Annotated in this window: 19 protein-coding genes and 1 pseudogene; 10 read left to right on the top strand and 10 right to left on the bottom strand. The window is 35.8% G+C overall.

Annotated features, from left to right (window positions below; translation table 11 throughout):
• Positions 1-23 precede the first annotated feature (23 nt).
• From AW165_RS08305 to AW165_RS08275, 7 genes are all read left to right on the top strand, one after another.
• Positions 24-743 (top strand): FadR/GntR family transcriptional regulator, encoded by a 720-nt coding sequence (locus tag AW165_RS08305; RefSeq protein ID WP_032004087.1) that lies wholly within the window; start codon positions 24-26, stop codon positions 741-743.
• A gap of 65 nt (positions 744-808) precedes the next feature.
• Complete coding sequence (locus AW165_RS08300; protein ID WP_032004089.1) at positions 809-1,516, top strand: cache domain-containing protein; 708 nt, start codon at positions 809-811, stop codon at positions 1,514-1,516.
• A 186-nt stretch (positions 1,517-1,702) separates the two neighbouring features.
• Positions 1,703-3,034 (top strand): APC family permease, encoded by a 1,332-nt coding sequence (locus AW165_RS08295; protein ID WP_032004091.1) that lies wholly within the window; start codon positions 1,703-1,705, stop codon positions 3,032-3,034.
• 18 nt (positions 3,035-3,052) lie between these two features.
• Positions 3,053-4,498 carry an NAD(P)/FAD-dependent oxidoreductase gene (locus AW165_RS08290; protein WP_060465478.1) on the top strand — a complete coding sequence of 482 codons (1,446 nt, stop codon included), beginning with the start codon at positions 3,053-3,055 and terminating at the stop codon, positions 4,496-4,498.
• A gap of 146 nt (positions 4,499-4,644) precedes the next feature.
• Positions 4,645-6,003 carry an amino acid permease gene (locus AW165_RS08285; protein WP_081312787.1) on the top strand — a complete coding sequence of 453 codons (1,359 nt, stop codon included), beginning with the start codon at positions 4,645-4,647 and terminating at the stop codon, positions 6,001-6,003.
• A gap of 365 nt (positions 6,004-6,368) precedes the next feature.
• A complete protein-coding gene (locus tag AW165_RS08280) occupies positions 6,369-6,728 on the top strand; it encodes a hypothetical protein (protein WP_002120526.1) in 360 nt (119 codons plus the stop codon).
• A 230-nt stretch (positions 6,729-6,958) separates the two neighbouring features.
• Entirely contained in the window at positions 6,959-7,429 is a 471-nt protein-coding gene (locus tag AW165_RS08275; RefSeq protein ID WP_060465476.1) for a hypothetical protein, read from the top strand.
• A gap of 240 nt (positions 7,430-7,669) precedes the next feature.
• Here AW165_RS08275 and AW165_RS08270 read toward each other — a convergent pair whose 3' ends face one another.
• The 5 genes and pseudogenes from AW165_RS08270 to AW165_RS08250 form a co-directional block, all read right to left on the bottom strand.
• Positions 7,670-8,038 (bottom strand): hypothetical protein, encoded by a 369-nt coding sequence (locus AW165_RS08270; protein WP_228138739.1) that lies wholly within the window; start codon positions 8,036-8,038, stop codon positions 7,670-7,672.
• Between the two features lie 65 nt (positions 8,039-8,103).
• Positions 8,104-8,457: a hypothetical protein gene (locus tag AW165_RS08265; RefSeq protein ID WP_060465475.1), complete on the bottom strand. Its 354-nt coding sequence runs from the start codon at positions 8,455-8,457 to the stop codon at positions 8,104-8,106.
• Between the two features lie 149 nt (positions 8,458-8,606).
• Positions 8,607-8,978, bottom strand: coding sequence for a hypothetical protein (locus AW165_RS08260; RefSeq protein WP_228138738.1), 372 nt, complete (start codon positions 8,976-8,978; stop codon positions 8,607-8,609).
• A gap of 67 nt (positions 8,979-9,045) precedes the next feature.
• Positions 9,046-9,393 (bottom strand): hypothetical protein, encoded by a 348-nt coding sequence (locus AW165_RS08255; protein ID WP_060465473.1) that lies wholly within the window; start codon positions 9,391-9,393, stop codon positions 9,046-9,048.
• A gap of 141 nt (positions 9,394-9,534) precedes the next feature.
• A pseudogene (locus AW165_RS08250) lies at positions 9,535-10,271 on the bottom strand (tetratricopeptide repeat protein).
• Positions 10,272-10,637: 366 nt separating this feature from the next.
• Here AW165_RS08250 and AW165_RS08245 point away from each other — a divergent pair.
• Positions 10,638-11,495: a tetratricopeptide repeat protein gene (locus AW165_RS08245; protein ID WP_060465472.1), complete on the top strand. Its 858-nt coding sequence runs from the start codon at positions 10,638-10,640 to the stop codon at positions 11,493-11,495.
• A gap of 155 nt (positions 11,496-11,650) precedes the next feature.
• On the opposite strand, the gene AW165_RS08240 is transcribed toward AW165_RS08245, so the two are convergent.
• The 4 genes from AW165_RS08240 to AW165_RS08225 all read right to left on the bottom strand — a co-directional run bounded on the left by AW165_RS08240 (position 11,651) and on the right by AW165_RS08225 (position 21,217).
• On the bottom strand, positions 11,651-12,376 hold the full coding sequence (locus AW165_RS08240; protein ID WP_060465563.1) for a tetratricopeptide repeat protein: 726 nt from the start codon (positions 12,374-12,376) through the stop codon (positions 11,651-11,653).
• Between the two features lie 12 nt (positions 12,377-12,388).
• Positions 12,389-17,092 carry an RHS repeat-associated core domain-containing protein gene (locus AW165_RS08235; protein ID WP_060465471.1) on the bottom strand — a complete coding sequence of 1,568 codons (4,704 nt, stop codon included), beginning with the start codon at positions 17,090-17,092 and terminating at the stop codon, positions 12,389-12,391.
• A 70-nt stretch (positions 17,093-17,162) separates the two neighbouring features.
• Complete coding sequence (locus AW165_RS08230) at positions 17,163-20,369, bottom strand: type VI secretion system Vgr family protein (protein ID WP_060465470.1); 3,207 nt, start codon at positions 20,367-20,369, stop codon at positions 17,163-17,165.
• A 275-nt stretch (positions 20,370-20,644) separates the two neighbouring features.
• Complete coding sequence (locus AW165_RS08225; RefSeq protein ID WP_060465469.1) at positions 20,645-21,217, bottom strand: TetR/AcrR family transcriptional regulator; 573 nt, start codon at positions 21,215-21,217, stop codon at positions 20,645-20,647.
• Positions 21,218-22,136: 919 nt separating this feature from the next.
• On the opposite strand from AW165_RS08225, the gene AW165_RS08220 reads away from it, so the two are divergent.
• Both AW165_RS08220 and AW165_RS08215 read left to right on the top strand, forming a co-directional pair.
• Positions 22,137-23,225 (top strand): YjgN family protein, encoded by a 1,089-nt coding sequence (locus AW165_RS08220; protein WP_060465468.1) that lies wholly within the window; start codon positions 22,137-22,139, stop codon positions 23,223-23,225.
• A 20-nt stretch (positions 23,226-23,245) separates the two neighbouring features.
• Positions 23,246-24,346, top strand: a complete 1,101-nt coding sequence (locus tag AW165_RS08215) for a M48 family metallopeptidase (protein WP_060465467.1) — start codon at positions 23,246-23,248, stop codon at positions 24,344-24,346.
• 11 nt (positions 24,347-24,357) lie between these two features.
• Here the strand turns inward: AW165_RS08215 and AW165_RS08210 are convergent, their stop codons facing one another.
• Positions 24,358-24,681: a hypothetical protein gene (locus tag AW165_RS08210; protein WP_081410586.1), complete on the bottom strand. Its 324-nt coding sequence runs from the start codon at positions 24,679-24,681 to the stop codon at positions 24,358-24,360.
• Positions 24,682-25,055: the final 374 nt, after the last annotated feature.

Raw genomic sequence — 25,055 nt, 5'->3', positions numbered from 1 at the left:
ACTTAGCTTTTAGAGAATTCGCCATGTCAGCATATACGATAATTTTTGCACCTATCGCTCAGGCAACTCGATCGGAACAAGTTGTGGAACGCTTGGAAAATGCAATTATCTCTGGATTGCTCAAAAGCAATGAACAGCTTCCTAACGAGGCGGATCTAGCTCGCTTAATGGGAGTGTCACCCATTACCGTTCGTGAAGCGTTAAATACTTTACGCGTAAAGGGTCTGATTGATACACGACGCGGGCGAAACGGCGGAAGCTTTGTTTGTGAGTTACCTTCCGATTTACTCTTAAACAAGCATCCTCTACGTCAAGCTTCAAATGAATATCTGGCTGATTTAGGCGAGTTTCATAGTGCAATTTTAAGCCATGGTGCATATTTGGCAGCACAAAGAACTACTGAATATGAACTGGGTAAAATCAAAGAGCTTATTGATCAATTTGAACAAGCAGTTGAACCAGACACACGTGCCCAACTTGATTTACGTTGTTTGTTAACACTTACCTCTTTTGCTCAATCAGCTCGACTGGCAAATCAAGAGTTAACCATACAAGCCGAATGGGCACCGCTCATTGCTGTGCTTTACCAAGATGATCAATTTCATCAACTGGTCGTCGCACAATACCACCAACTTTTATCATCTTTTGTTCAAGGCAATGAAGATGATGCTGTTATTCAAGCGCGAAAAATCATTTTGATGCTAACAGACCAAATGCTTCGATATAAGTTATCTATCGAATAAAAACAATAAAGTAGAGCACTTATAAAATATCGAGTGAGAAATACGGAATTTTAGGAGTTATAGGAATGACCCAACATTTAGATATAGAAGAGCTTCAAAATTTGTTAAAGACGGTGGTTGAAGAAACGACAGCCATTACAGAAAAGCTGGCAACTAAAGCGAGCAAAATTCTTTCGAAACATGAACCTGAAAAAACAAAAGACGTTAAGCTTTCAGGTTCAGAACGCACAGCTTTGCAAAAGGAAATTAAAAAGGCATTACAGGAAAGCCATTACAGTCAAGGCATTGGTTTTGCAAGTTATAGCCCTGCAACGCAAGAAGAACAGGATTATTGGACACTCGAATGGTGGTATAAAAAAGAAGATCAGTTACAGCAAGCCAAACTTGAAAACTATCAAAATGCTCAGCGATTTTTAGATTTTCGCTCTTTCGAATGGTTTCATAAGCCTGCTCAAAACAAAAGTCCGTGCATCCATGGACCCTATGTCGACTATATTTGCAATGGTGCATACACCATCACCCTTGCCCATCCGGTCATGATTCGTGATCAATTTATCGGTGTAATTGCTACCGATATTTTAGTTTCCGCACTCGAAAAACTTCTTATGCCGAAGCTCAAGAATATTAAGCAAAAAGCAATTGTGATTAACGACTCTTCTCGAGTGATTACTTCAAATGACATCACCATCAGAACAGGCACATTATTTAAAGACCAAAGCCCCGAGCAAGTTCTCTCACGACCGTGTCAATCTTTTCAACTGGTCGTGATCTAGAGTGAAGCCGAAAATATAAATATCTGATCTTGCTTTAGGGCATCACTAAAGCGAAACAGCCCCTAGCTTTTGTTCAAAGTTTCTCCAAACAGACTTGTTTATTCAGGTCTAGGGGAAGTTTTGGCTCAAAAATAGCATCGCTTTTCCGGATGAAAAGCAAAACAACTAATTTGAGGTTGAAATGACATGGAAAATAAAACGTCTTCCTTAAAAAAACTGTCTCTTTGGCAAGTCACGATTATTGGTATTGCCTACATGACCCCTATGACGGTATTTGATACCTTCGGTATTGTCTCTGGAATTACCAATGGACACGTACCACTGGCATATTTACTCGCACTTGGCGCCATGCTACTCACCGCTTGGAGCTATGCAAGATTTAGTCAAAATTCAGAAAAATCAGGTTCAGCATATAGCTATACCGCTGAAAGTTTAGGGCCTAAAAGTGGTTTTTTTGTCGGTTGGTGTTCACTACTCGACTATTTGTTATTACCCCTCATTAATGTTTTGCTAGCTGCGATTTATCTCACAGCCCTTATCCCAAGTCTGCCTTACTGGTTCTGGGTAATTGTGTCAGCAAGCTTAGTCACTTTAGTAAACTGTTTCCGCATTCGGTTACTCGCCAATTTAAGCCTGTTGTTTGTGTTTGCACCGATCATACTCATGGTCATTTTTGTTTATTTAGTGATTAAGGGTATTGGCTCGACTCAAGGTTATGAGCATGTGCTTACTTTGGCGCCACTTTGGCACGAGCACCAATCTTTACTCCCCCTCGTTGCGGGTGCCTCAGTTTTGTGCTTTTCATTTTTAGGTTTTGATGCGGTTACCACGCTTTCTAATGAAACCAAACAACCCACCAAAAATATTCCCCGCGCAGTCATGTTAACGACTCTTGCAGGTGGACTTATTTTCTTCACAGCAGCTTGGTTTATTCAACTTTATTTTCCAAACAATCTACGCTTTCAGCATCCATCTGAAGCGTTGCCTGAAATTGTGCTTTACGTGGGTGGTGCTTTTTTCCAATCTGTATTCTTATGCGGACAAATTATGAACACTGTAGCTTCTGGCCTTGCCTCTCATGCCAGTGCTTCACGTTTACTGTATATAATGGGTACTGATAATATTTTCCCTAAAAAGTATTTTGGGACAATTCATATTTCATTAGGTACACCGTTTTTTTCGGTTTTGTTTGTTGGTCTTATTTCAATGTCAGCGGTTTTTCTAGATTTAGCCCAAGTCGTAAGCCTAATCAGCTTTGGTGCGCTAGTCGCTTTTACAGCCGTAAATTTCTCAGTTTTTATGAAGTTTTATATTAAAGATAAACAGCGTTCAGGGTTTAAAAACAAATTTCTAAACCTGTTTTTACCGCTTATATCAGTCTTTAGCATTATTTGCCTCTGGCTTAATCTCGATTCATCTTCACTCATGTTTGGTTGTTTCTGGTTAGCTTTGGGTGTTCTCCTATTTATCTATAAAACGATTAAAAAACAAAGTATTGCTATTAGTAATGCTTATTAATTTTTAAGGAACTTTATTATGAAAATTATTTCAAAACCTCAACTTTTAAAAGACGTGGAATATAAACCAAGTAAATCTCTACAAGTGGGTAAAGAGTGGAGCTGGTTAAATCCAAAACATGCAAAATTTGATACATCCACGGTTAATGGTACCTTGGTAGATAACCCTGCAAACTATTATGAAAGCTCACTTTCTGATTGGCATACTTTTGACAGTTTAAAAGCTGATATTGAATGTGATGTGGTAGTTATTGGCGGTGGTTTATTGGGTTCATCTACGGCCTTACATTTAGCTGAACAAGGCGTAGAGACTGTTTTATTAGAAAAAAACCGTGTAGGTAGCGCAGCTTCTGGACGCAATGGCGGACAACTTACCCCTGGTTTAGCTCGCTGGGAAGCTCAAGAAATGGCCGATCGCTTGAGCTACGAAGATGCCAAAAAACTTTGGCATTTTACCTCTACAGAAGCGATGCAACTGATTGATGACATTTCGGAAAAATACCAGCTTAACTTTGACCGAAAATACGGTCATATTACTGCTGCCGTTCATGAAGGACATTTAGTCGGTTTAACACAAGGCGCCGATGCACGAAAATATTTAGGTGAAGACCATACCCGCATTGTGGGTAAACATGAACTCATGGACTACATTAAGTCAGACTACTATACGGGTGGCTTAATTGATGAGTTAGGTGGACAAATTCATCCTTTAGCTTTAAACCGTGGCTTAATTTATGGATTTTGCCAAAATGGCGGTACTGTTTATGAACAAACAGAAGTCATTTCAATAGAAGAAAAAGCAGATGGCATTTATGTTCAAACTGCAAATGCGGTCGTAAAAGCTAAAAAGTCTGTGGTGTTAGCCGTGCACCATGCTTCGTTTAAACTTTTATCAGAGCAAAACAATACCACTATTCCGTTTTATACCTATGTTGCGACGACTGCCCCGCTAGAGCTTGATACTAAAGAGCTACTGCCATTTGGGCATCCAGTTTATGATACTCAGTTCCAGATTGATTACTATCGCCCCGTATTTAATAACCGCTTATTGTTTGGTGGCCAAGGCACTGGCACATGCTGGGGTCCAGAGAAAACATTAAATTATCTAGAGCATCGAATTCACACTGTTTTCCCTCAAATTAAAAATCTAGAGATGGATTTTGTCTGGAGTGGAACAACTGATTTAACCGTAAATGGTGCAGTCGATAGCCGTAAGTTTGGTAATAAGTTCCCGATTTATGCTGTTCATGGTTGGAGTGGTCACGGCGTTGCTCAGACGGTACGTATTGGTAAAGCCATCGCGAATGACTTTGTTGGGCAATCTAACGATTTCGAAATGTTATCTAAAATTGATCATCAAAATATTATTTTTGGTCGTACCCTTGCTCCCGTTGTTATTCCACTCGCTAAAAGCATGTATGGCATCGGCGCAATGATTAATCCGGGCAAAATGGTATCTTTCTAATTTATAAAATAACCAATTTTCAAAAAGGGATTCGTATAGCTTTGTACGGATCCTTTTTATTTAGCTGAGTAAAATCCTTTTCAAACTAGGTTATCCCTAACCAATCTATTACAATAGCGCCAGCTTTTTTATTCAGCGCATATATTTTGAGCAATTCATCTTCCCAATTAAAACGCGGACTTAAAAATCGCCATATCCAGTTGATCGCTATGGGTGGTGCTGTCGGGACAGGTTTATTTTTAGGCTCTGCACAAGTCATCCAGTCTGCTGGTCCTTCTATTATTTTAGGTTATGCCATTGTCGGTTTGGTCGCATTTTTAATTATGCGCCAAATGGGTGAAATGATCGTAGAAGAACCTGTGGTCGGTTCCTTTAGTTACTTTGCACAAAAATATTGGGGGAAATTCCCCGGTTTTTTATCGGGCTGGAATTATTGGGTTGTTTATATTCTGGTCGCGATGACCGAACTGACAGCAGTTGCTAAATATGTGCATTACTGGTGGCCCCACATTCCTGCTTGGATATCAGCCTTATTTTTCTTTGTTTTGGTCACATGTTTGAACTTAGGCAACGTTAAATTTTATGGCGAATCTGAGTTTTGGTTAGCTATTATTAAAGTTGCGGCGGTCATTGCCATGATCGTGTTTGGCTTATATTTATTGCTTACCGCGGGTAGTGATTCTATCGCTAGCTTTGCAAACTTATGGCAGCATGGCGGATTTTTCCCGCATGGGTTCTCGGGCCTATTTTATATGCTCGCCTTTTTAATGTTTGCATTTGGCGGTATTGAACTGATCGGGATGACTGCTGCTGAAGCCGAAAATCCTGAAAAAAGCATTCCGCAAGCCATTAACCAAGTCATCTTTCGAATCTTGGTTTTCTATGTGGCTTCGCTTGCCATTATTATGTCGCTTATTCCGTGGAATCAGCTTGACCTCGGTGGTTTAGATAAAAGTCCATTTGTGATGATTTTTAGCCAGCTTGGGATTGGCTGGGCAGCGCATTTGCTTAACTTTATTATTTTAACAGCTGCACTGTCGGTTTATAACAGCGGTATGTATGCAAACAGTCGTATGTTATATGGCCTAGCAGTACAAGGTCACGCATCCCAAATTTTTACAAAAGTCAGCAAACAAGGGGTTCCAACGCCTGCTGTTATCTTTTCTTCTATTCTGATTTTTGGTTGTGTATTACTGAACTATTTTATCCCAGAACAAGCTTTAAGCTATCTCATGTACATGGCTGTAGCTGCACTGGTTTTAAACTGGGCAATTATTAGCTTTACTCATTTAAAGTTTAAACACGCCATGAAGCTTGAAAATAAAGTTGCCAAATTCCCTGCTCTATTTTCACCCTTGAGTAACTATATTGTTTTAATTTTTATTGGCATGATTTTATACATCATGTGGACTCAAGGATTTGAAAAATCGGTGATTTTAATTCCAATCTGGATTACTTTCATGTTTGGATTATATAAATTTTTGAGTTGGAAAAAAGCTCTCTAATATTCAAAGAAGGCTTATTCAAATAGGATAAGCCTTTTATCATTTACCAGCTTGTCACCCTAAGTAACTTCAGAAAAACCCTTCACATTCTATTCATCATTATTGAATTTCTCTCTGCTAGACACATGAATATGTAAACCTTAGTCATTCTAAACATTGGTATTTAATGAGATAATTATTAAAGTACAAGTGTTTACATGATCTATAAATATTTGTGTCAATGTTCAGCTAAAATCAAAACAGACCAGTTTATCGTTACGATCACTCAATAGGCAAAAGATACTGCATCGCAAGACAGGTTCTTTACCCACTTTACTGATTTAGCCCTCAACTGTGTCACTCAATGATGAAAGACAGGAAATTTTATGGAAAAAGCTCTGCAATGTCCTAAGTGTGGTTCTACAGAAATTGAAGCACGTGACCATGACAAATTACTTAGAACAACTGGCGGTGTTTTACTCACAGCTGCCGGCACAACAGCAGGCACTGTAGGTGGTGCTGCGACTGGTGCTACTGTTGGAGCAGCTATTGGTACTGTTGCTGGTCCTTTAGGTGTAATTGTTGGCGGAACTGTAGGGACTTTTGTCGGTGCCATTAGTGCAGGAATTACTGGCGGTGTAGTTGGCAATATTTTTGGTAAGAAAGCTGGCGTAATAATCGACAAGAATATTTTTCAAGATTATCGCTGTTTAAAATGTAAATACCGTTTTAAGCAAAAGAAGTAATATTTATATAAATTAAGCTCAGGTTTAATTTATTTTAAAGTAAGGAAAGTAAGCATTTTTGATTGCTTTCCTCCCTCTCTTACCTCATCTAATTCAAAGAAAACTTAATTTAATAACAAACTATTATCGACACTATATTTTATGTGTAGACTGTAAAAATCAGTCATTTACTTTACGCTATTCATAAGATATGAAAGAATTGTGGCCTCATATAACTTTTGAAATTTAAAATGAGAAAAATATTATTTTTAAGTTTAGTCAGTATGTTTAGCTCGTATAGCTTTGCAGAAGATAATAATTCGGTTTATAGAGGAATGGGTACTGGACCTCAGGATTTTCTAAAGCTTCAAATACTCAAACAAAAAGGCTTTTTAGCCAAGAAACCTAATATTTCGCGAGCAGACTATAACGATATATACAAACTCAAAAAGCCTTATGAATTTATGGGGCAAAACGTTGTACTCATTTCAGATGAATATATGTCTGAATATGTGGGCTGTTGTGTGAGTGAAGGTTGGGGAGCTGTATTTAAGCAAACTTCTAATTTGAAATTGATTGAAAAATTTGCAAAAACAAATCAATGTAGTGTCGTTCCTATAGAGTCAACGAGTGATTACTATGGTTTTAAAATTCGTTCTCTGCCAAGAGGTAATTATTATGAATTATCATGTCGTGAACGTGACTTAGCTCAGTCTGAATAGATAGGAATTAAATTCTGAAAATAAGAGCCAAACAAGTTGTTTGGCTCAAAATAATAAAGGAATATATAGTTAACTCAGCAATAAGAAGCCATAATTCAATTATTTATCAAGTCTTTATTGTTGCTGCAAGTCCTACAAAATTAGCACCATCAAACATAATTAAAATACCATGTATTACTATATTTTTAAGTTTTCTATAAAAGCGTCCATAAAAGTATAGATACTAAATGATGTTTCTTTTCATTCAACTTTAAAAGTATAGTTTTTTTCAATTACAGAGCTCCCTCCGCCATGAAACCCAGCCCAAATTTTTATAGAAAATGTTCCCTTATATTTTGGTTTTCCTTTGATCTCAATAATATTGTATCTAGATAAATCATTTTCTGGCTTAACTGTAATACCAAGATCATCGGGTATATTTGTAGTTAATTCAGCCTCTTTATCTACAACTTTACCTCCAGAAATATGAATACGTTGTCTATACTCCTGACTCACATGAGCTGTTGGAAGCACATCAGGAGTTATAGTATATTTCTTTCCACAAGCTGTAAGTGTCAGTAAAATTGAAAAAATAATGGGGCGAATATAGTTGTTAGATTTCCCCATCATTAGACCATCTTCTTTCTGTTAAATGGATAGAAATTTCACATAACTTATTACAAGTTAAATCTCTTTTATTGAACTGTAAAAATATAGGTTTTATTAATTTCATTACCTCCACCTGCATAAAAACCAACCCAAATATGAATTGTAAATGTACCTTTATACTTTGGGGTTCCCTTGACCTCAACAATATTATAACCATCTCGATCATTAGCAGGTTGAACTGTTATTCCTAAATCTTCAGGAATATTTGTGTTCAATGGCTGATCTTTATCAACGACTTTACCACCTGAAATATGAATCACTTGATAATATTTCTGATTGACATGAGCAACGGGTAACTCATCAGGTGTAATCGTATATTTCTTACCACAACCTGTAAGTATCAATAATATTGAGAAAATAGCAATAAGTTTAATTTTCATTAAAATTTCACCTTTTAACAATTGAAGCAAAAAATACTTTTTTTCGGAATTAACTACCGCGACTAAGCAAGCTTTCAAATATTAAAATTTATTTTTAAATTTTCATTTATAAAAAGTGTAATTTTACAAGTTCTTAAAATGTAAAATATTTATTTCTCAACTTTAAAAGTATAAGTTTTTTTAATTTCATTATTACCACCGCCCAAAAAGTCAGCATAAACACTTATACTGTAAGTTCCTTCATATTTTGGCTTTCCTTTAATTTCTATAATATTGTATCTCGATAAATCATTTTCTGGCTTGACTGTAATGCCAAGATCCTCTGGTATATCTGTAGTTAATTCAGCATTTTTATCTACAACCTTACCTCCAGAAATCTGAATAAGCTGTCTATACTCCTGATTAAAATGAGCTATTGGAAGTACATCAGGAGTTATATTATATTTCTTACCACAGCCTGTAAGTACTAATAATATTGAAAAACTAATAGAGTAAATATAGTAATTAGATTTTCCCATCATTAGGCTCTCTTCTTCCTGTTAAATGGATAGAAATTTTATTTCACTTATTAAAAGTTAAGTTCTCTTTTTACTGAACTGTAAAAGTATAGGTTTTATGGATTTTATTATCACCACCAGCATAAAACCCCACCCAAATATGAATTGTAAATATACCTTTATACTTTGGAGTACCCTTGACCTCAATAACATTATAACCATCTAGATCATTAGCAGGTTGAAATGTTATTCCTAATTCTTTAGGAATATTTGTTTGTAATTTAGCATAATAATCGACAACTTTTCCTCCTGATATTTCTATAGTTTGCTTATATTCTTGATTAACGTGAGCTATTGGCAAACTATCAGGAGTAATCGTATATTTTTTACCACAACCTGCAAGTATTAATAATATTGATAAAATAGCGATAATTTTCATTAGAATCTCTAAAACCAATAATAATTTAAAATTAAGTTAATTCAACAATTAGAATACTATATTTTTTAAATTATTAACTATATTCTTTCCTAATCTTAGATATTATTTATCTTAGTTCAGACCAATTTAATATATTCTTTATTAACAATCACACTCTCTTTTTATAATTTCTATATTTTGGGCCGACTCTTGATCTCCTTGATCAGCAGTAATCTGAAGTAATTCAATTGATTTATTAATATTTTTTTCTACACCTCTTCCTTCGTAGTACATTCCAGCAAGTATTTTAGCCGCATCTCCATCTTTTCCTTTTATAACTGCTTTATTATACCAATAGGCAGCCTTTTCATAATCTAAAGGGGTCCCTTCGCCATTAAAATACATATTACTTAATTAAAATTTGCACTTAAGTCACCCAAAATAGAAGCTCTATTAAAAAGATTAAAAGCCTTATTATTATCCTGTTTTACACCAACTCCATCCTTATACATTTTTCCTAAAAAATTAAGAGCTACTCTATTATCTTTTTTCGAAAGCTCAGAAAAAGTATCTAAAGCCTTAGGGATATTAGTATATTTAGTCCCCTCTGTATAATAAATTATACCCAAATTAGCTTTGGCTTCCTTTTCACCCTGTTTGGCAGCTTTTTCAAACCAATACACAGCTTTATCTAAGTTAACCTTATTACCATTTAATCCTTGTTGATATATAACACCTATATTGTATTGAGCAACTGGGTTACCATTTTCTGCATCTTTTTCATATTTACTTAACTCACTATTGGAGCTTTTGACTTTTATGTTAGAAGAATCACATCCTACCAAAGTTAATGTACTAAATATAAATATTGATAAGAAAATTTTCATATTATCTCTCATTTAAAACATGCCTTGGTTTGAAAAATCAAGTGGATGATAGCCCATTTTGGAAGGAGCCTCAGGTCTTGGAGCTGGCGGTAATTTATGATCAACAGTTGACTGTTAGTTTTGTGAAGCTTTGAAATTATATTCTCAATCTTTAGTAGTATGTACATGATCATAAAACTATTCTTATTATTAAAATCAGTAATTAGATTGATTATAATTTTCTATAGATACAGGCATATATCTTTTCTTAAAATTGATCTATGAAAATCCTTCTTTTTGATACGTTGTTTTTCCGTTTATGTTATTTTACGTTGCAAATTGAGCAAGTAGAATTCTTATATAGTAAATTAACACCCATTAATCTATCCGAGATAAAAGATGTTATCAAAAAAAAAATTTCTAACTGTTTGTCTCTTAAGTATATTAAGTTCAGGTTGTACAAAATCTGTCAATCAAGCTAATGACAATAATGAACAACAGCACTCCAATCAGAATAATATAAATAATATTAATGTAAATGATATCCGATCAAAAGCTGAAAAGGGAGATCCGGAAGCACAGTACAATTTAGGTGTAATGTATGCAGAAGGATATAAAGACATTCAACCCGATATTCTAAAAGCTATTGAATGGTACACTTTATCTGCAAATCAGGGTTATGTTAATGCTCAATATAATTTAGGTTTATTATACATGGGAAATGAGCATATTAAACCAGATTATATCAAAGCAAAATATTGGTATGAGAAAGCCGCAGTACAAGGTGATATACCATCCTTAAACGAACTTGGAAATTTCTACAGTAAAGGTTTAGGTATTAAGCAGGACTATCAGAAGGCTATTAAATACTACTTAGATGCTGCGAATGCAGGTGATTCAGATGCTCAAACAAATCTTGCCACCATGTTTTTATATGGTAGAGGAGTAACTCAAAACAAGTTAGAAGCTTCTCAATGGTATTTGAAAGCTGCCATCCAAGGAGATATTGATGCCCAATATAATTTAGGGCTTATGCACTTACTCGGAGATGGTATAAGACAAGATTATTCTCAAGCACAAAAATGGTTTTTGGCAGCTGCAAATCAAGGCGAAAGCAATGCACAATATCATCTCGGGAAAATATATAAAGACGGACTAGGAGTGGATAAGAACTTATCCTTAGCCCGTACTTGGTTTGAAAAGTCTGCTGAAGCAGGAAACTCATATGCAGCTCAAGAATTATTCAAGTTAAATTAATATCTATTTAAATATAAAATTAACCTAAAAGTATAATTCTTATCTTACTAAGTAGTTAATATATAAAAACCAATCCATACTAAAATTAAAATATTATTTTATAGTTCATCCTGAGCTTAGATATTATTTATCCTCACTCAGATCATCTCATTTTCTTAACACCCACATTCTTTTTTTATAATTTCTATATTTTTAGCAGCTTCTTGATCTCCGTGATCAGCTGCAAACTGATATAAATTTAGTGCTTTTTCAATATCTTTACTCCCTCCTCTCCCTTCATAATACATTCCAGCAAGGGTATAAGCTGCATCAATATTTTCACCTGTTTGATATGCTCTTTCAAACCATTTCCTAGCTTCAATAAAATCTTGTTTAACACCTTGCCCCTTAAAATACATTATCCCTAGATTAAACTCTGCACTATTCGATCCTAAATTAGCTGCTTGCTTAAATAAAGATAATGCTTTTGTATAATCTACAGCAGTATCAATACCATCTTTATATATAACTCCTAATTGATTAATAGATTCAGCATCATTTTTTTCCATCCCTTCTGAAAAAATTTCAATTGCTTTTTTAACATTCTTATATTTTGAATTATCACTAATGTAAATTACACCCAAATTATATTTAGCATCTTCTTCACCTTGCTTAGCTGCTTTTTCAAACCAATAAACGGCCTTATCTAAATCTACTTTCTCACCTTTTAAACCTTGTTGATATACTACCCCCATATTGTATTGGGCAACAGGATCACCATTTTCTGCGTCTTTTTGATATTTACTTAACTCACTATTAGAACTTTTAACTTTTATATTAGATGAATCACATCCTACCAAAGTTAATGTACTAAATATAAATATTGACAAGAAAATTTTCATATTATCTCTCATTTAAAACATGCCTTGGTTTGGAAAATCAAGTGGATGATAACCCATTTTGGATGGGGCATCTGGGATTCGTGGGAGTTTCGGTAACTTATGGTCAACTGTTGTTTGTTGGCCCTGAGAAATTTTCAATCCTTTAGAAATACCTTGTGGTTTTTCTAATCTACCATATAGATTGATCTTGTCTGTATTAGAACCACCACAAGCCTTATATTTAACAACACCAGCGCATGCTTCTACATACTTACCATCTTTACGTTCACCAAATGCAAACCCATCGACTGGTTCGGTGATACTTGCTTCTCCATATAAGCCTATACTTCTTTCTAAAGTCGACCTAGTTACACCATTTCCTTTATATTCTACAGAACCACCAATCCCCACACCTGCCACAATACTTGCATTAGCTGTTTTCCCAGCCGCATATCTTTCGGCTACATCTTTTAAACTTTTACTTGTTGCATACTTTTCATATGTATCTGATGCTGATTTTACACTTCCATATGAACCAATCGAATTCGATGCAAGCCCCCGCGGATCTATCCATTGAGTTGGATCACTTACATAAGCAGAGGTATTAATTCCGCCACTTAAACCAATCGGGTCTTTACTCACATATCTTGCACTATGAGGCTCATAATAACGATAACGGTTATAGTGCAGTTCTGTTTCCAGATCGTAATATTGTCCTTGAAAGCGTAAATTATTTTGTTCAAATGGATTATCTTGGTTTACCGTTGTAATTTCCGATGCCGTTCCCCACGTGTCGTGGAGAATTTCCCAAACACATTCTCCTCGGGTATTAGTCATGGTTTGTGGTGTTCCTACCTGATCACAATGGTAGAATGTAATCTGCTCTAAATCAGTACGCTTTTTCCGAGTATTACTATTCCATATTGGGTCTTTATAAATAGAATAAGGTTTTGTTTGATATTCCTGATAATCAGGAGTTTCTATGAGTTGAATAAAATCCTTATAACCTGCTTGTAATAGTGGAACAAAGCTATCAGGTTCATAAATATAGTGCTTTGTATAATTGGTCTGTGCAGATTTAAAAGACTCCCATATCATTAAATCTCCATCCCAACCAAATAAAGTTAATTCTCTGGCTGTTTTTTTGTAGAGTCGACGACCAAATACATCGTAACCATATTCTGTAACTAGACCACTATTATCGCTTCGAATAAGTCTGTTTTGATTGTCCCAAGTCAGTTTAAGGTTTTTGCCTGCTTGAGTAATCTCTGTCACATTACCTTGAGCGTCATATTGGTAGTGTTTACCTTTATAACTTTTAATAAGGTTATTTTTAATTTGTGCTGGACTTAATACCGAGTCAGTGTCAATTAAGTTACCAGCTGGGTCAAAGCTAAAGCTTTCTGCTTTATGTAGACTTTGAGCTGCGATTAAACGCCCAATTGGGTCATATTGATAGTTGAGCTTACCCAGACGGCTATCTTCAACTTGACTAAGCAAATAGTTTTGATCGTATTGATAATATCTATGTGCTTGATATTGTAAATAATCTTGGGTTTCTTGCTCAGATTGAATGAGCTGTGAACTCAATAACCCAACATCATTGTATTGTTTGGTTTGAATGAGTCCATTTGCTAATAATCGTGTTGTTTCTCTATGCAAATCATCACGCTGAAATGAAATAACCTCTTGATTATTTAAACCAATCGCATAAATATGCCCTGAACCATAAACAAGATGGTTCAATGTTTGTCCATCAGGTCGAATTGTTTTAATTAAATTTCCAAGCTCATCATATTCATAACGTAATACTGCTGTGAGCGGTTTCAGTTCTGGAATTTTATAATGTTGATGCTCTCTAACCAACTGTCCAAGTGCATTGCGATAGAAATCAATTTGGCTAACCTCATTACTGGCTCGGCTCAGTTGGCTATTCAGGTTATAGTCAAATTGTTCTGTTTGTTTCTGCCCTGTATGTAAATGGGTAAAGCTTTTCGAAGCAATTTGTCCATCTGCATAATAGTCAAATTGGGTCAGTATATTTGGCTGACGGATTTGAAATAATCTTCCGTTCTCATTATAACTATAGTGCTTTTCCTCTCCATCAAAGGCCTGCTCACGTATCAAATATCCATACGGGTTGTGTTCAAACAAATATTCAGCTTGATTTTGGTTAATCAGCTTTTGAATGCGGCCTTGTTTGTCCCATTGATAAGCTACGCTATGTCGATTGGCATCAATACGTTGCTCTAATAAGCCAACTTGATTGTACTTATATTCCGTTACTAAACCTTTAGTATCTATGTGCTTAAGTAAGCGTCCTTCTTCATCATGTTCAAAGTATTCTTTTAACCCATCAGGATAGATAATGCTTTGTAGCTGCCCTTTATCTCGGCCTTTGGTACTGTAAAAATACTGTACAACTTTATTATTTGCAGTTTGTTCAGCAGTCAGTGCACCATCTTCATCATATTCCCATGTACTACTCTTACCTGAGCAATCGGTATATGAAATCATCTGCCCCAATTCATTGTATCGAATTTTCTTAGCACCACCTTTTGCATCAATGACTTCAACCAATTGATTATTATTGTTATATTTATACTGTGTGATATGCCCTAATGGATTGATTTCTTTACTAAGGTTACCATTTTTATCATATTCGCGTTTCCAAATACTGCCCTCTGGGTCTTTAATTTCAACTAAATTACCCTGTTCATCATATGCAAAACGAATTACTCCGCCGTTTGGCTGGACAATTTTAACAAGTTGATCTTGATCATTATATTCTTGTTGAGTCTCTCGCCCTTCAAAATCAATTTGACGAGTAATCCGCTTTTGTCCATCACGGCTGTACCATGATTCACGTCCATCTGCTAAACGTGTGCGGTAAGTAAATCCATTGAGGTCAAAGTAATAGTAAGTTGGAACATCATAAGCGTCATAAACCGCCACTTGACGTAAACGTGGATGCCATTTTAATTTGGTATGGAAACTACCATCATCGGCCCATTCTTCTATCGCTTTAGCTTTAGCGTCTATTGATTCATAGCGAATATTTTGTCCACGCCCTGTACGGTCTGTATAACGTGTTAGTTGATGAAAGTGATTATATTCATAAGTTCTTATATGGCCATTCTGATCAATAGCTTTAATTAAGTTCCCTTGGGTATCGTATTCATAACGTGCTAATGGTTCGGCTTTAGCATCTAAAAACACCGCCATAATTTTAACTTGCTCATTAAAAGCAAATTTTAATTGGTGTTTGGCATGCTCTAATTGAAAATCAACATATTGAAGATAAGCAACCTTTTCAAAAATAAGGTAACTTAAATCAATCTTTTCTAGTGTTTTTTCATTGAATTGTTGAATCAATTGATAAGGCTGTCCAACTGAAAACTGATGAAATTGAAAAGACCAGTCTCCCCCAAAGTTTAGTACCAGATCTCCACTTTTAAGAGGTTGTACTATTATTCCTTCATAAGGTACTTCATAAGTTTCAAATGTAATGGAAGCTGGTAGTTGATGCTTTCGCCCTTTACTATCAATAAATAGATAGCCTTGAGCATTTTGTTGAATCATATTGGAAAATGGCATCATCCAACGTGCACCAATCATGCTTTGATCAAACTCATCCATTTGTGAGTTATATTGCCGTATAAAAGAAAAACCTATTTTCGGTAAATAGAAGTCTGCATGTTGAACCCGTTCAGCACCAATTGAATAGCTAATACTTTTTCCAGATTGTGAATCAGCACCTTCACATGGCGGAGCATTTAAAGCATCTGCCTGTAAACTTACAAACTCTAAAGTGTCTCCTTTCGTATGCCGTTCATACTCGCCCGTCTGGTTGATTGGCACATTTGCATTACCTTTATTTTCTAATGCTTGTATAGCTTTCAGCGTTTCTTGTAATAGCCATGCCAACGTATATTTTTGGCTTGCATTCGCTTGCTGTTGTAAAGTTTGACTTAAAGCCACAATAGCTTGAGTTGCTTCTTGTTGTAAAAGACTTGTTATAGTTGGTTGTATTTTAGGGGTTAAATTTACCTGGGTAGGCTTCCCTAACAAATCAATGAGTGGAATGGCCCAATTTGTAAATTTGAGTTTTGGATCTCGTTTCTCTGCACTTGCACCTGCCGCAGTAGTTATTCCTACATTTATACCTGTTGCTGGGGTCGCCATGCTTTGTAATATAGTTACACCCAACGCCGTAGCACTAGCAAGTAGAGTGCTTAACTTCGCTTGAGTCTCTTTTAAAAAGTTCTCTAAATCTCCAGCGATCATCGCATTGAGATGTAAACCTAACCGCTTAATATCCGTTTCTGTAATTTTTCCATTTTCTCGATATAAGCGCTGTGCCATTAAACCAAACATCGGACGTAAAGCCATGCGCGCATGAGCTTCATTACTTGGTTCTGAAAATAAGCCTATTAAATTTGCCGCAAGTAATGCCCCACGTTGTACAGCAACATCACCAGTTTTCTTATCTGTAGCATAGAGCATTAGGTCTAATACACTACCCGTTAATGCAAAGATATTAGCAACCGTGGTTATATTGGCCTTACTTTTTATTTGTTCTAGTGTCGTGTTTCCACACACTTGTAAATAACGCTGAACCTGACTTGCAATCATTTGCAAGTCCGCTACATCCGTAACGCTATTTAAGTTAAAAACAGCAAGTTCAACAGCAGGTTGTTTTTTAATTTCTTTCTGTTGTGTATTCTCTTTAGCCATCAATATAAAACCTTTAATTCATTCAATTACAGCAATATTTTTCTATGTTGAATCGCTCTATTCATCTAATCTACTTTTTTGACTTCACAAAAGTATCTACAGCACTCTGCTGAATAGGTGAATCTTGATTTATGGACTTAGATAATTTTGCAGCCATTTGATTACTGAGAAAACCTTCACTCTGCTCTTTAAGCATTTCAAGAGACTGGCTTGGGTTTACCGCCATTTGACCAAGACTTTTCATTTGATCGGCAGATAAATTGAGATTAAGTTGTTTTGAAACAGTATTGAGGGCGGTATTGGTTACCTGATTTTTAATCTGACCTACTGTTCGTCCAACTAAATTATCTAAAGTATTCTTGCCAAAGTTTTTGAAACTATTTTTATCAGCTGAAAAAAGATTATTTTGCAACTGAGACATAACATTTTGCCCCACTGCTCCTAGGGTATTTTTCATTAAACCTTGAATGCTTTTGATTGGCTCAGCCCAAGTGTATTCACGATTAAAATCACTGCTTTGTAGCCATGCACTTGTATTATCTTTCTCAAAAACTACTTTAGCCGGTCCAGGCGCAATACCTGTTACTTGTGCGAAACCATTTCCATCGAGTTTGCCTGTGATTTGCTTACCTAATGAATCAATAACTTTATAGCTATTTTGCTTGAAGAAATTTTCTCCACCATAACTCCGCAATAACTCCAAAGCTCCTTGCATTGATTTAGCTTTAGGTAACTGTGGAGTATTTGCACTCACACTTGCTCCAGAAGTAAATAAATGCTGCCCAGCTTTCACCTCAAACTTCCCGCCTGTGACGGGGAAAATTCCCGAACTATTGATCTTAATTTGGGAACCACCAGATGCGATTACAACTTCTTTAGAGGCAGTAATTTCAATTCGATCTTCTGTAGAAATAATCTGAACGCCTTTACGTGCAATTAAGTCTGCTCCGTCAGCTTGGGCTTGTATCTCAACTTTCCCTTTACCCGCATAGAGCCTAGCTCCCTGTTGGGCTGCAAAAAGACTGATCTTATTTTGTGCGTGTGCAATTATGTTTTTTTGAGTGCTTAAATTAATACTATCTCCAGCACTTTGGCTTAATTGGCCATCTGCATTTAAATGTATATCTTCGTTACTGGCTATAGCCACGCTATTTGGTGCACTTAACACCATAATAGCTTGCTTAAATACAGCTGCTTTATCTTTATCTTGCTGTTCAATTTGTTCTAAAAAAGTTTTTAGATTTTCAAGCACTTCTAGTGGATCGGTTTGCTGATTTTTAGCAACTTCACTAAGTGCTTTGGCATTGTTGAGGCTACCCTCTATTTGTTGTTCGGCATTATTTGCATCAAGATGCACACCTTGGGCTTGATCCTGTTTATGAGTAGTAATGAGTAAACCACTACCAGCTCGAATAGCTCCCCATTGATCCGTTCTGAGTTCAAACCCCTCACCACGACCTTCACTTGTCGCACTTTCTTTCGGATGGCTCAAATTACCAAGGTTTAACTGACTAACAGCATGGCTACTTTGTAACTGTGCACTAATTTGCCCAGTCGTATCATCAAGTCGTAACTGGTTAAAGCCTTTTCCACCCACCTCTTCTGAACGAATCCCACTTAGTTTTTTGGTATCGGGTAACTGTCCTTTCTGGTCAAATCGGGTTGGATGACGTTCGGCCTCGTGAATGCGTCCAACTACAAATGGGCGATCGACATTACCATCAAAGAAATTAATAGCAACGATTTCTCCAACACGTGGCAAGAAACGTACACCATACCCCTTTCCAGCCCAAGGGGTTAAAACATCGATCCAAGCTGAATCAGTGTCATTGTCATTACTTCCCGCTCCACCATCGTGGTTATGGTCATCACTTCTTGTAAACAAGAAACGAACTTTAATACGTCCCCATTGATCAACATAAATCTCTTCACCCGCTGGACCAACTACACGCGCACGTTGAGGAGAAGCTTTAGGCCGATTTTGTAATGGTTGATATTCAGGCACAATTTTAATATTGCGGCGTTGTAAAATCAGTTCATTACCCTGACGTTCTTCTGTATTACCCAACGGCCAATCGCTTTGTTGAACCAAAGCTTGAATTTGCTGATTTAAATCTTTGGGTAAATTGTTCTGGTTGTAGTAACTCTTACCAATAATTAAGAACTCTTTGTCTGCTCCACTATGTAGATCAATTTCCGGATGCTCATTAAGTTCAAACCAATAGCCGACTTGTGTATCCCGTACAGTAGTTTGAGCAACAAACTGCTTAGATTGAGCATCATGATAAGCACTTAAGTTTTGATTGAACTTTTCTAGCTGCTGACCACTTGCTGGTGTTGCACCATCTTCACCTTTCAAATCTTGCATCCATGCTGGGCTAAAATGCCAAGCATCTTCAAGACTTAAACTCTGATTGTCATAATTACTGCTATGTTGATGTTTACTTTGTACATTGCCAGCCCCATCTGTTTGTTGTAATACATCTGACTGCCAACGCTGCACATACACAGAAGTCGGCTGTAAACTACGACCAGCGATTAGACTAGTCATGCTATCAAACTGTTCAGTTGCATGACTTCGATGGTAACGAACCGTTCTTCTTGTCAGCGCTTGAAATTGGTTATTATCATCAATGAGACGTAATTTTTGTGCCTGAATATGATCTGTATTATTCGGTACAATCAGTTCCGCTTCATCAATCAGCCAATTAATACCTTCACTTCGCCATAAACGAGTTAGAAAGTCATAGTCAGGTTCGTTCAACTGCATAACGAAAGGACGAGTATCATATTGCTGTTTTAATCCACTCAAATCTAGTGTAAGGCTAGCAGCAAATAATGGGCTTTTCCCTTGCCATTCCTGAAAAAGAATTTCACTAATTTCTTTCACACTCTTGTTCATAAACACACGGCTATTTCTGCGTTTATGCCAAAGATAAGTTGAATCACTTATTGTGAGCTTATATAAAGTTAGAGCACCATCACTTTGCCCCTGTGATGCTCCAGTAATAATACCTGTAGTACGAAATAATTGTCCTTGATCTGTCACCTGATCAACAGCAACCTGTACACCTATAAATTTTTTAAGTGGAAGGTGAGCATTGGTTGATAAACAAATCAAATCTGCAGTTATGCCCTGATTAAGATAATGTTGCCCATCTATACGTTGTAAAAAAACTTGACTATTCAGGGATGCATCTGAAAATTGAAGGTATACCGAACGATGTTTTGAGAGAAAACCAAAATTCTCTAAAATTTGAAAGATATTATTAAACATCACTTTTTTATAAATCTGAGTTATAAACTACTATATTTTATAAAAAATAGACAGATTTGTCTATTTTCAAATCTACCCTTTTACAAATAATAACTTCCTAGAATGTATGTAATAAAATTAAAAATCAATATCTTATAAAATGCCATTCCATAAAAAAGTAAAAATAAATCACTACAATTACAAGAGCTTAAGCACAAATTAATAAAAGTTAAATAATATAATTATTAATATAGAATATATTATTAATATAACTAATATAATTTTTATACTCCTATTCATACAGTTACCAAACTTCGTTCCAAAGCATTTAAAAAGTAATCCAACAACTTCTCCCTTTCCTCCGCTTTATTAGGATCTAAAAGTTGGATGATTGCGCCATCAATCATAAATAAAATCATGTTTGCATCAGCTTTTAAGCCACGACTTTCTAGACTAAATATCAAATCAAAAAGTTCTTTAAGTAACCATTTTCGATATTCAATCGCCATGCGGTAAGCTCGAGGATAAAGCAGTTTTAATTCAAAAATGGCCTTAAATAGCAAAAAGTAAAAACTGTTTAAATCTACATGTAAACGGACAATTTCTTTGAGTTTATCGGCTGCGTTTGGATAGCGATGTGAATAGACAATTGCTAGAACTTCTTCTTTGAGTCGGCTTTTTTGAAAGATTAGGCACATTTCAACAAGTCGTTCTTTCGAGTGAAAGTAGTTATAAAACGTCGCTTTTTGAATTTTGGATTTTTTGATAATCAGGTCTACGCCTGCATTATGAAATCCATGCGTCGTAAAGAGTTGGATGGCAGTTTGAACAACCTGTAATTTTTTGGAAGATATTTCTAAAGTTGGCATAGTTTTACCGTTATAAATTCTTGTTGTTTCTAAATGAGATAAAAAGCCTGTGCCCTTTCTGGGAGAAAAAAAGTCACAGCGAAGCCGTAAGACGGTGCTTGGCACATCTCAAGTTTTGTTTTGCTAAGTTTTAAGTAAAAATGACTTAAAGCCTGAAAACCTTATAGCGTTCAAGCTGCTTTAAATTTTTAAGTTGTGTCGTTATAGCTTTTGGCATTGAGAGCCAAGAAATAATGGATGTGCAAAGCCAACTCCTTTTTTATTGGGAGTTCTGCCAAATCATTAAAATTATGGTGGCAGAACGAAAGGGGGTTCGCAGACTGGTCATAGATCCAGCACACCCGTGGGTGTCCCCCTCCCGTTCCACCGTAGAGGGGGCACGAGGGGCTAGACACTAAAGGTATAAAACCTTTAATGCTTCTATGAGACGGTCTGCGACAACCGACTGGCAATGTGGCCAGCATGCGAAGAATAGTATTCAACTCTCTTACAGTCAAGCACACAAAATGACATTTGTTTTAAATTAGATCATTAAAAAGTAAGGATAAATAATGAATGAGTTATTGTTAAATTGGGGTTTATAACGGGATTGAATTTTATATAGATATATTAGTTTTAACAGGTAAGATTAGAATATAAAAAATGGTAAATGATGAAATTAATGATGTAGAAAGTTTTTCTTAGAATTACTACTAAATTTACAATCACAATAAGTCACCGATGCCTTTGAACCTATTATTTATACTTCTCGCGATAAGCTTTCTGCTCGAAACAACTCAATAAGAATATAATGGTAAAATAGTTGCTTGCTTTTCATTCTATTTATTTCAATTTATAAAAAACATATAATATTCTCAATAGTTTTCTAATTATCTATTACATTCAATCAAGATCATATATTTTCAATAAAGAGAATAAAATGCAAGACCAAGCTTTAACCTCTCTTCCTCAAGATGTAAATGAGGAGCAAAATATTACTACTCCACCAATTTCACACTCAGGAATTCATCATTTTAAGTTTCATGGGAATGCCTCAGAATATTTTGGAATCTGGATCGTTAATATTCTTTTGACTATTATTACTTTAAGCTTATATGCACCTTGGGCCAAAGTTCGTCGCCTACGCTATTTCTATGGCAATACAGAATTTTTTGAACGCCGCTTTGATTTTACAGGGATTCCAACCAAGATTTTGATTGGACGTTTAATTGCATTAGGAATTTACGTCGTATTTGCAATTTCATCACAGTATTCAATGATTGCGACTGTGGTTGGACTAGTTGCGCTATATGCAGCAGTACCTTGGCTAATTCGCGCTACTTTACGTTTTACGGCAAGAAATAGTAAGTTCGGCAACGCACGTTTTTATTTTGGTGGAACGATAAAAGAATCTTATAAAGTCTTTCTTTTAAGTATATTGGTATATATTTTCACTTTAGGAATCTTTACACCTGTCGCTATTTGGCTATATAAAAAATATTATCTTAACAACTTATATGCAGGACAATTAAATTTTAAATTAAACGCGAAGTGGTCTGCGTATATGGCTGCAGTTTATATACCAGTTTTTATTGCAATTGGTATAGTTGCTATTTTTTCAATCATTTACTTTGCTATGGCAGGAACAGTTTCAGGGTTCTCACCGAACGCTGTAGTCTTCGGAATATTTACGGTATATGCATTTATTGGATTATTTATTTATCCATTAATTGCTGCTCGTCTTTTTATTACCACATGGAACAATACTACAATTGGGAACAGTCAATTTAAAACAGACTGTAACCAATGGCGTTTTGCATGGATTGTAGCATCGAACTGGATTGTAAAAATCTTAACCATAGGTTTAATGTCTGCTTGGGCTGCAGTTCGTATTCACAAATACAAAATTGAATCGATGAGTTTAATTTTATTAGATGATCCAGATCAAATGATGAATCTAGCACAACAAGAGCAAAGTGCTTTAGCTGAAGAAATCAGTGATATTTTTGATATCGACATCTCTTTATAATAATTTGAGTTTAATAATTTATGTCCCACGCAGTAGATATCACTTTCTATGATGGCCTAGTGTCTAAACCATACCCTGCTCAGATTTCAGCTCAATCTGAATCTGAAGTTCTAATTCGGTATGGTGAGCAATTAGAACTTCAGCGTCATTATCAATATTCTGATATGAAATTGATTGGTGCGCTGGGACAGTTACACCCAGTAATTGAATTATCTGATGATGCACGAATTGAATTTCATAGTGCATTACCTGAATGGTTTAATTACACAACTAAAAAGGTTCAACATTCGATCTGGAAATTTGAACGCTCTCCAGGTCTTATTCTTTTTAGTGTAATTTTTGTGATTACTTTTGCGATCAGTCTAGTCAAATGGGGTGTTCCAGCAACGTCCCATTATCTTGCTTTTCAATTACCTGAGAATACTTTAAAGAAACTAGGTGATGAAGCCGAGAATTATGTATTAAATAATTGGACTGCACCCAGCCAATTAGCACAAACTCAAAAAGATCAAATTACTAAACAATATTTGAATACTGTTGCTGAAAACAAACCAGCCAAATTAGTCTTCCGTAAAGGCGATCAATTAGGGGCTAATGCTGTAGCGCTACCCAATAATACGATTATTATCACAGATGAACTGATCAAATTGGCACATACGAATCAGGAAATCTTAGGCGTATTAGCCCATGAACAAGGCCATTTGGTTTATCGCCATAGTTTGCAACAAGGGTTAACGAGTTTAGGCCTAAGTATATTATATATTGCAATGACAGGAGATAATTCAGACTTATTTACGTCCTTACCTGCTGCTATGATTGGTGCAAATTACTCACGTAAATTTGAATCCGAAGCCGATCTATATGCTTTACAGTTGATGGATAGGAAGCATATCGAAGTCTCGCACTTTGCAAATTTCTTACAACGTTTAAGCGATACAACAGAAGAAGGTATCGATAAAAAGAATCAGGCCAACCCAGCAACTTCTCAAGAAGAATCTTCAGCTAATAAACTATCTACAGCTGTTCTTGATACTTTATCCTCTCATCCTGCAACCGAAGAGCGTATTCGAATGGTTCATGATTTTGAGAAAAAACAGAAAGGCGCACAAAATAATTTATAGGCTCACAGAGTCTATCTAGAAAATTTATGGTCTTTAGGAAGTGGAGCATCACATGGTTGATCCGTCTTTATATTGACCATTTTCACAGGCCCATCATTGTAGATTGTTACCTTGCAGCCTTTTACGACATATTCCTGTTGAATACCACCGTACATTTCATCCTCAGAAACAGCAGATGCAACATCACACGCCTCATCAGCACGACATATAGCCTCTTGCCCACCAACCTCTACAGCTTCTGCTCCAGCAGCTTCCATTGCGTCTCCAGCACTCTCCTGTACTTCAACACCTACAGCCTGTATTTGTGCGGCATATGTATTTGAAAGATTCATCATAAGAAAAATTGCAAAAAAGAACTTACTACTGTGATTTATTAAATTCATGAATTATCCATATCTCTTAATTTAAATTTGGTACATATCAGGCGATTTTACTTTGCAAGTTAGTGATGCAAAGGGATTAGTATTATAAGGAGCTATTCCGCCTATAATTATACATATAGCAGCAATAGTTGACTCGAAAGAATTCATCAAACAATTACAAGATATTGACCATTATGATGGTGCATTAACTACACAATATAAAATTAAACTGAAATCAAAATCTGTCTAACTCAATCCAAATTTTTATGTGGGGTAGAATGAGGGGTAAAATAATAGATATAAAAAAAAGCCCCTGCTTTTAACAGGGGCTTTTCGAATTTGGCGGA

Origin of the sequence: Acinetobacter sp. LMB-5 (assembly GCF_001541635.1) — a bacterium.
GTDB classification, from domain to species: Bacteria; Pseudomonadota; Gammaproteobacteria; order Pseudomonadales; family Moraxellaceae; genus Acinetobacter; species Acinetobacter pittii.
Note: the sequence above shows the minus strand (reverse complement) of the source record. Positions and strands in the feature narration are given on the sequence as shown.

Coding starts and splice junctions, on each gene's coding strand:
- AW165_RS08305 (WP_032004087.1), top strand. CDS start 24: ATGTCAGCATATACGATAATTTTTGCACCTATCGCTCAGGCAACTCGA.
- AW165_RS08300 (WP_032004089.1), top strand. CDS start 809: ATGACCCAACATTTAGATATAGAAGAGCTTCAAAATTTGTTAAAGACG.
- AW165_RS08295 (WP_032004091.1), top strand. CDS start 1,703: ATGGAAAATAAAACGTCTTCCTTAAAAAAACTGTCTCTTTGGCAAGTC.
- AW165_RS08290 (WP_060465478.1), top strand. CDS start 3,053: ATGAAAATTATTTCAAAACCTCAACTTTTAAAAGACGTGGAATATAAA.
- AW165_RS08280 (WP_002120526.1), top strand. CDS start 6,369: ATGGAAAAAGCTCTGCAATGTCCTAAGTGTGGTTCTACAGAAATTGAA.
- AW165_RS08275 (WP_060465476.1), top strand. CDS start 6,959: ATGAGAAAAATATTATTTTTAAGTTTAGTCAGTATGTTTAGCTCGTAT.
- AW165_RS08270 (WP_228138739.1), bottom strand. CDS start 8,038: ATGATGGGGAAATCTAACAACTATATTCGCCCCATTATTTTTTCAATT.
- AW165_RS08265 (WP_060465475.1), bottom strand. CDS start 8,457: ATGAAAATTAAACTTATTGCTATTTTCTCAATATTATTGATACTTACA.
- AW165_RS08260 (WP_228138738.1), bottom strand. CDS start 8,978: ATGATGGGAAAATCTAATTACTATATTTACTCTATTAGTTTTTCAATA.
- AW165_RS08255 (WP_060465473.1), bottom strand. CDS start 9,393: ATGAAAATTATCGCTATTTTATCAATATTATTAATACTTGCAGGTTGT.
- AW165_RS08245 (WP_060465472.1), top strand. CDS start 10,638: ATGTTATCAAAAAAAAAATTTCTAACTGTTTGTCTCTTAAGTATATTA.
- AW165_RS08240 (WP_060465563.1), bottom strand. CDS start 12,376: ATGAAAATTTTCTTGTCAATATTTATATTTAGTACATTAACTTTGGTA.
- AW165_RS08235 (WP_060465471.1), bottom strand. CDS start 17,092: ATGGCTAAAGAGAATACACAACAGAAAGAAATTAAAAAACAACCTGCT.
- AW165_RS08230 (WP_060465470.1), bottom strand. CDS start 20,369: ATGTTTAATAATATCTTTCAAATTTTAGAGAATTTTGGTTTTCTCTCA.
- AW165_RS08225 (WP_060465469.1), bottom strand. CDS start 21,217: ATGCCAACTTTAGAAATATCTTCCAAAAAATTACAGGTTGTTCAAACT.
- AW165_RS08220 (WP_060465468.1), top strand. CDS start 22,137: ATGCAAGACCAAGCTTTAACCTCTCTTCCTCAAGATGTAAATGAGGAG.
- AW165_RS08215 (WP_060465467.1), top strand. CDS start 23,246: ATGTCCCACGCAGTAGATATCACTTTCTATGATGGCCTAGTGTCTAAA.
- AW165_RS08210 (WP_081410586.1), bottom strand. CDS start 24,681: ATGATGAATCTTTCAAATACATATGCCGCACAAATACAGGCTGTAGGT.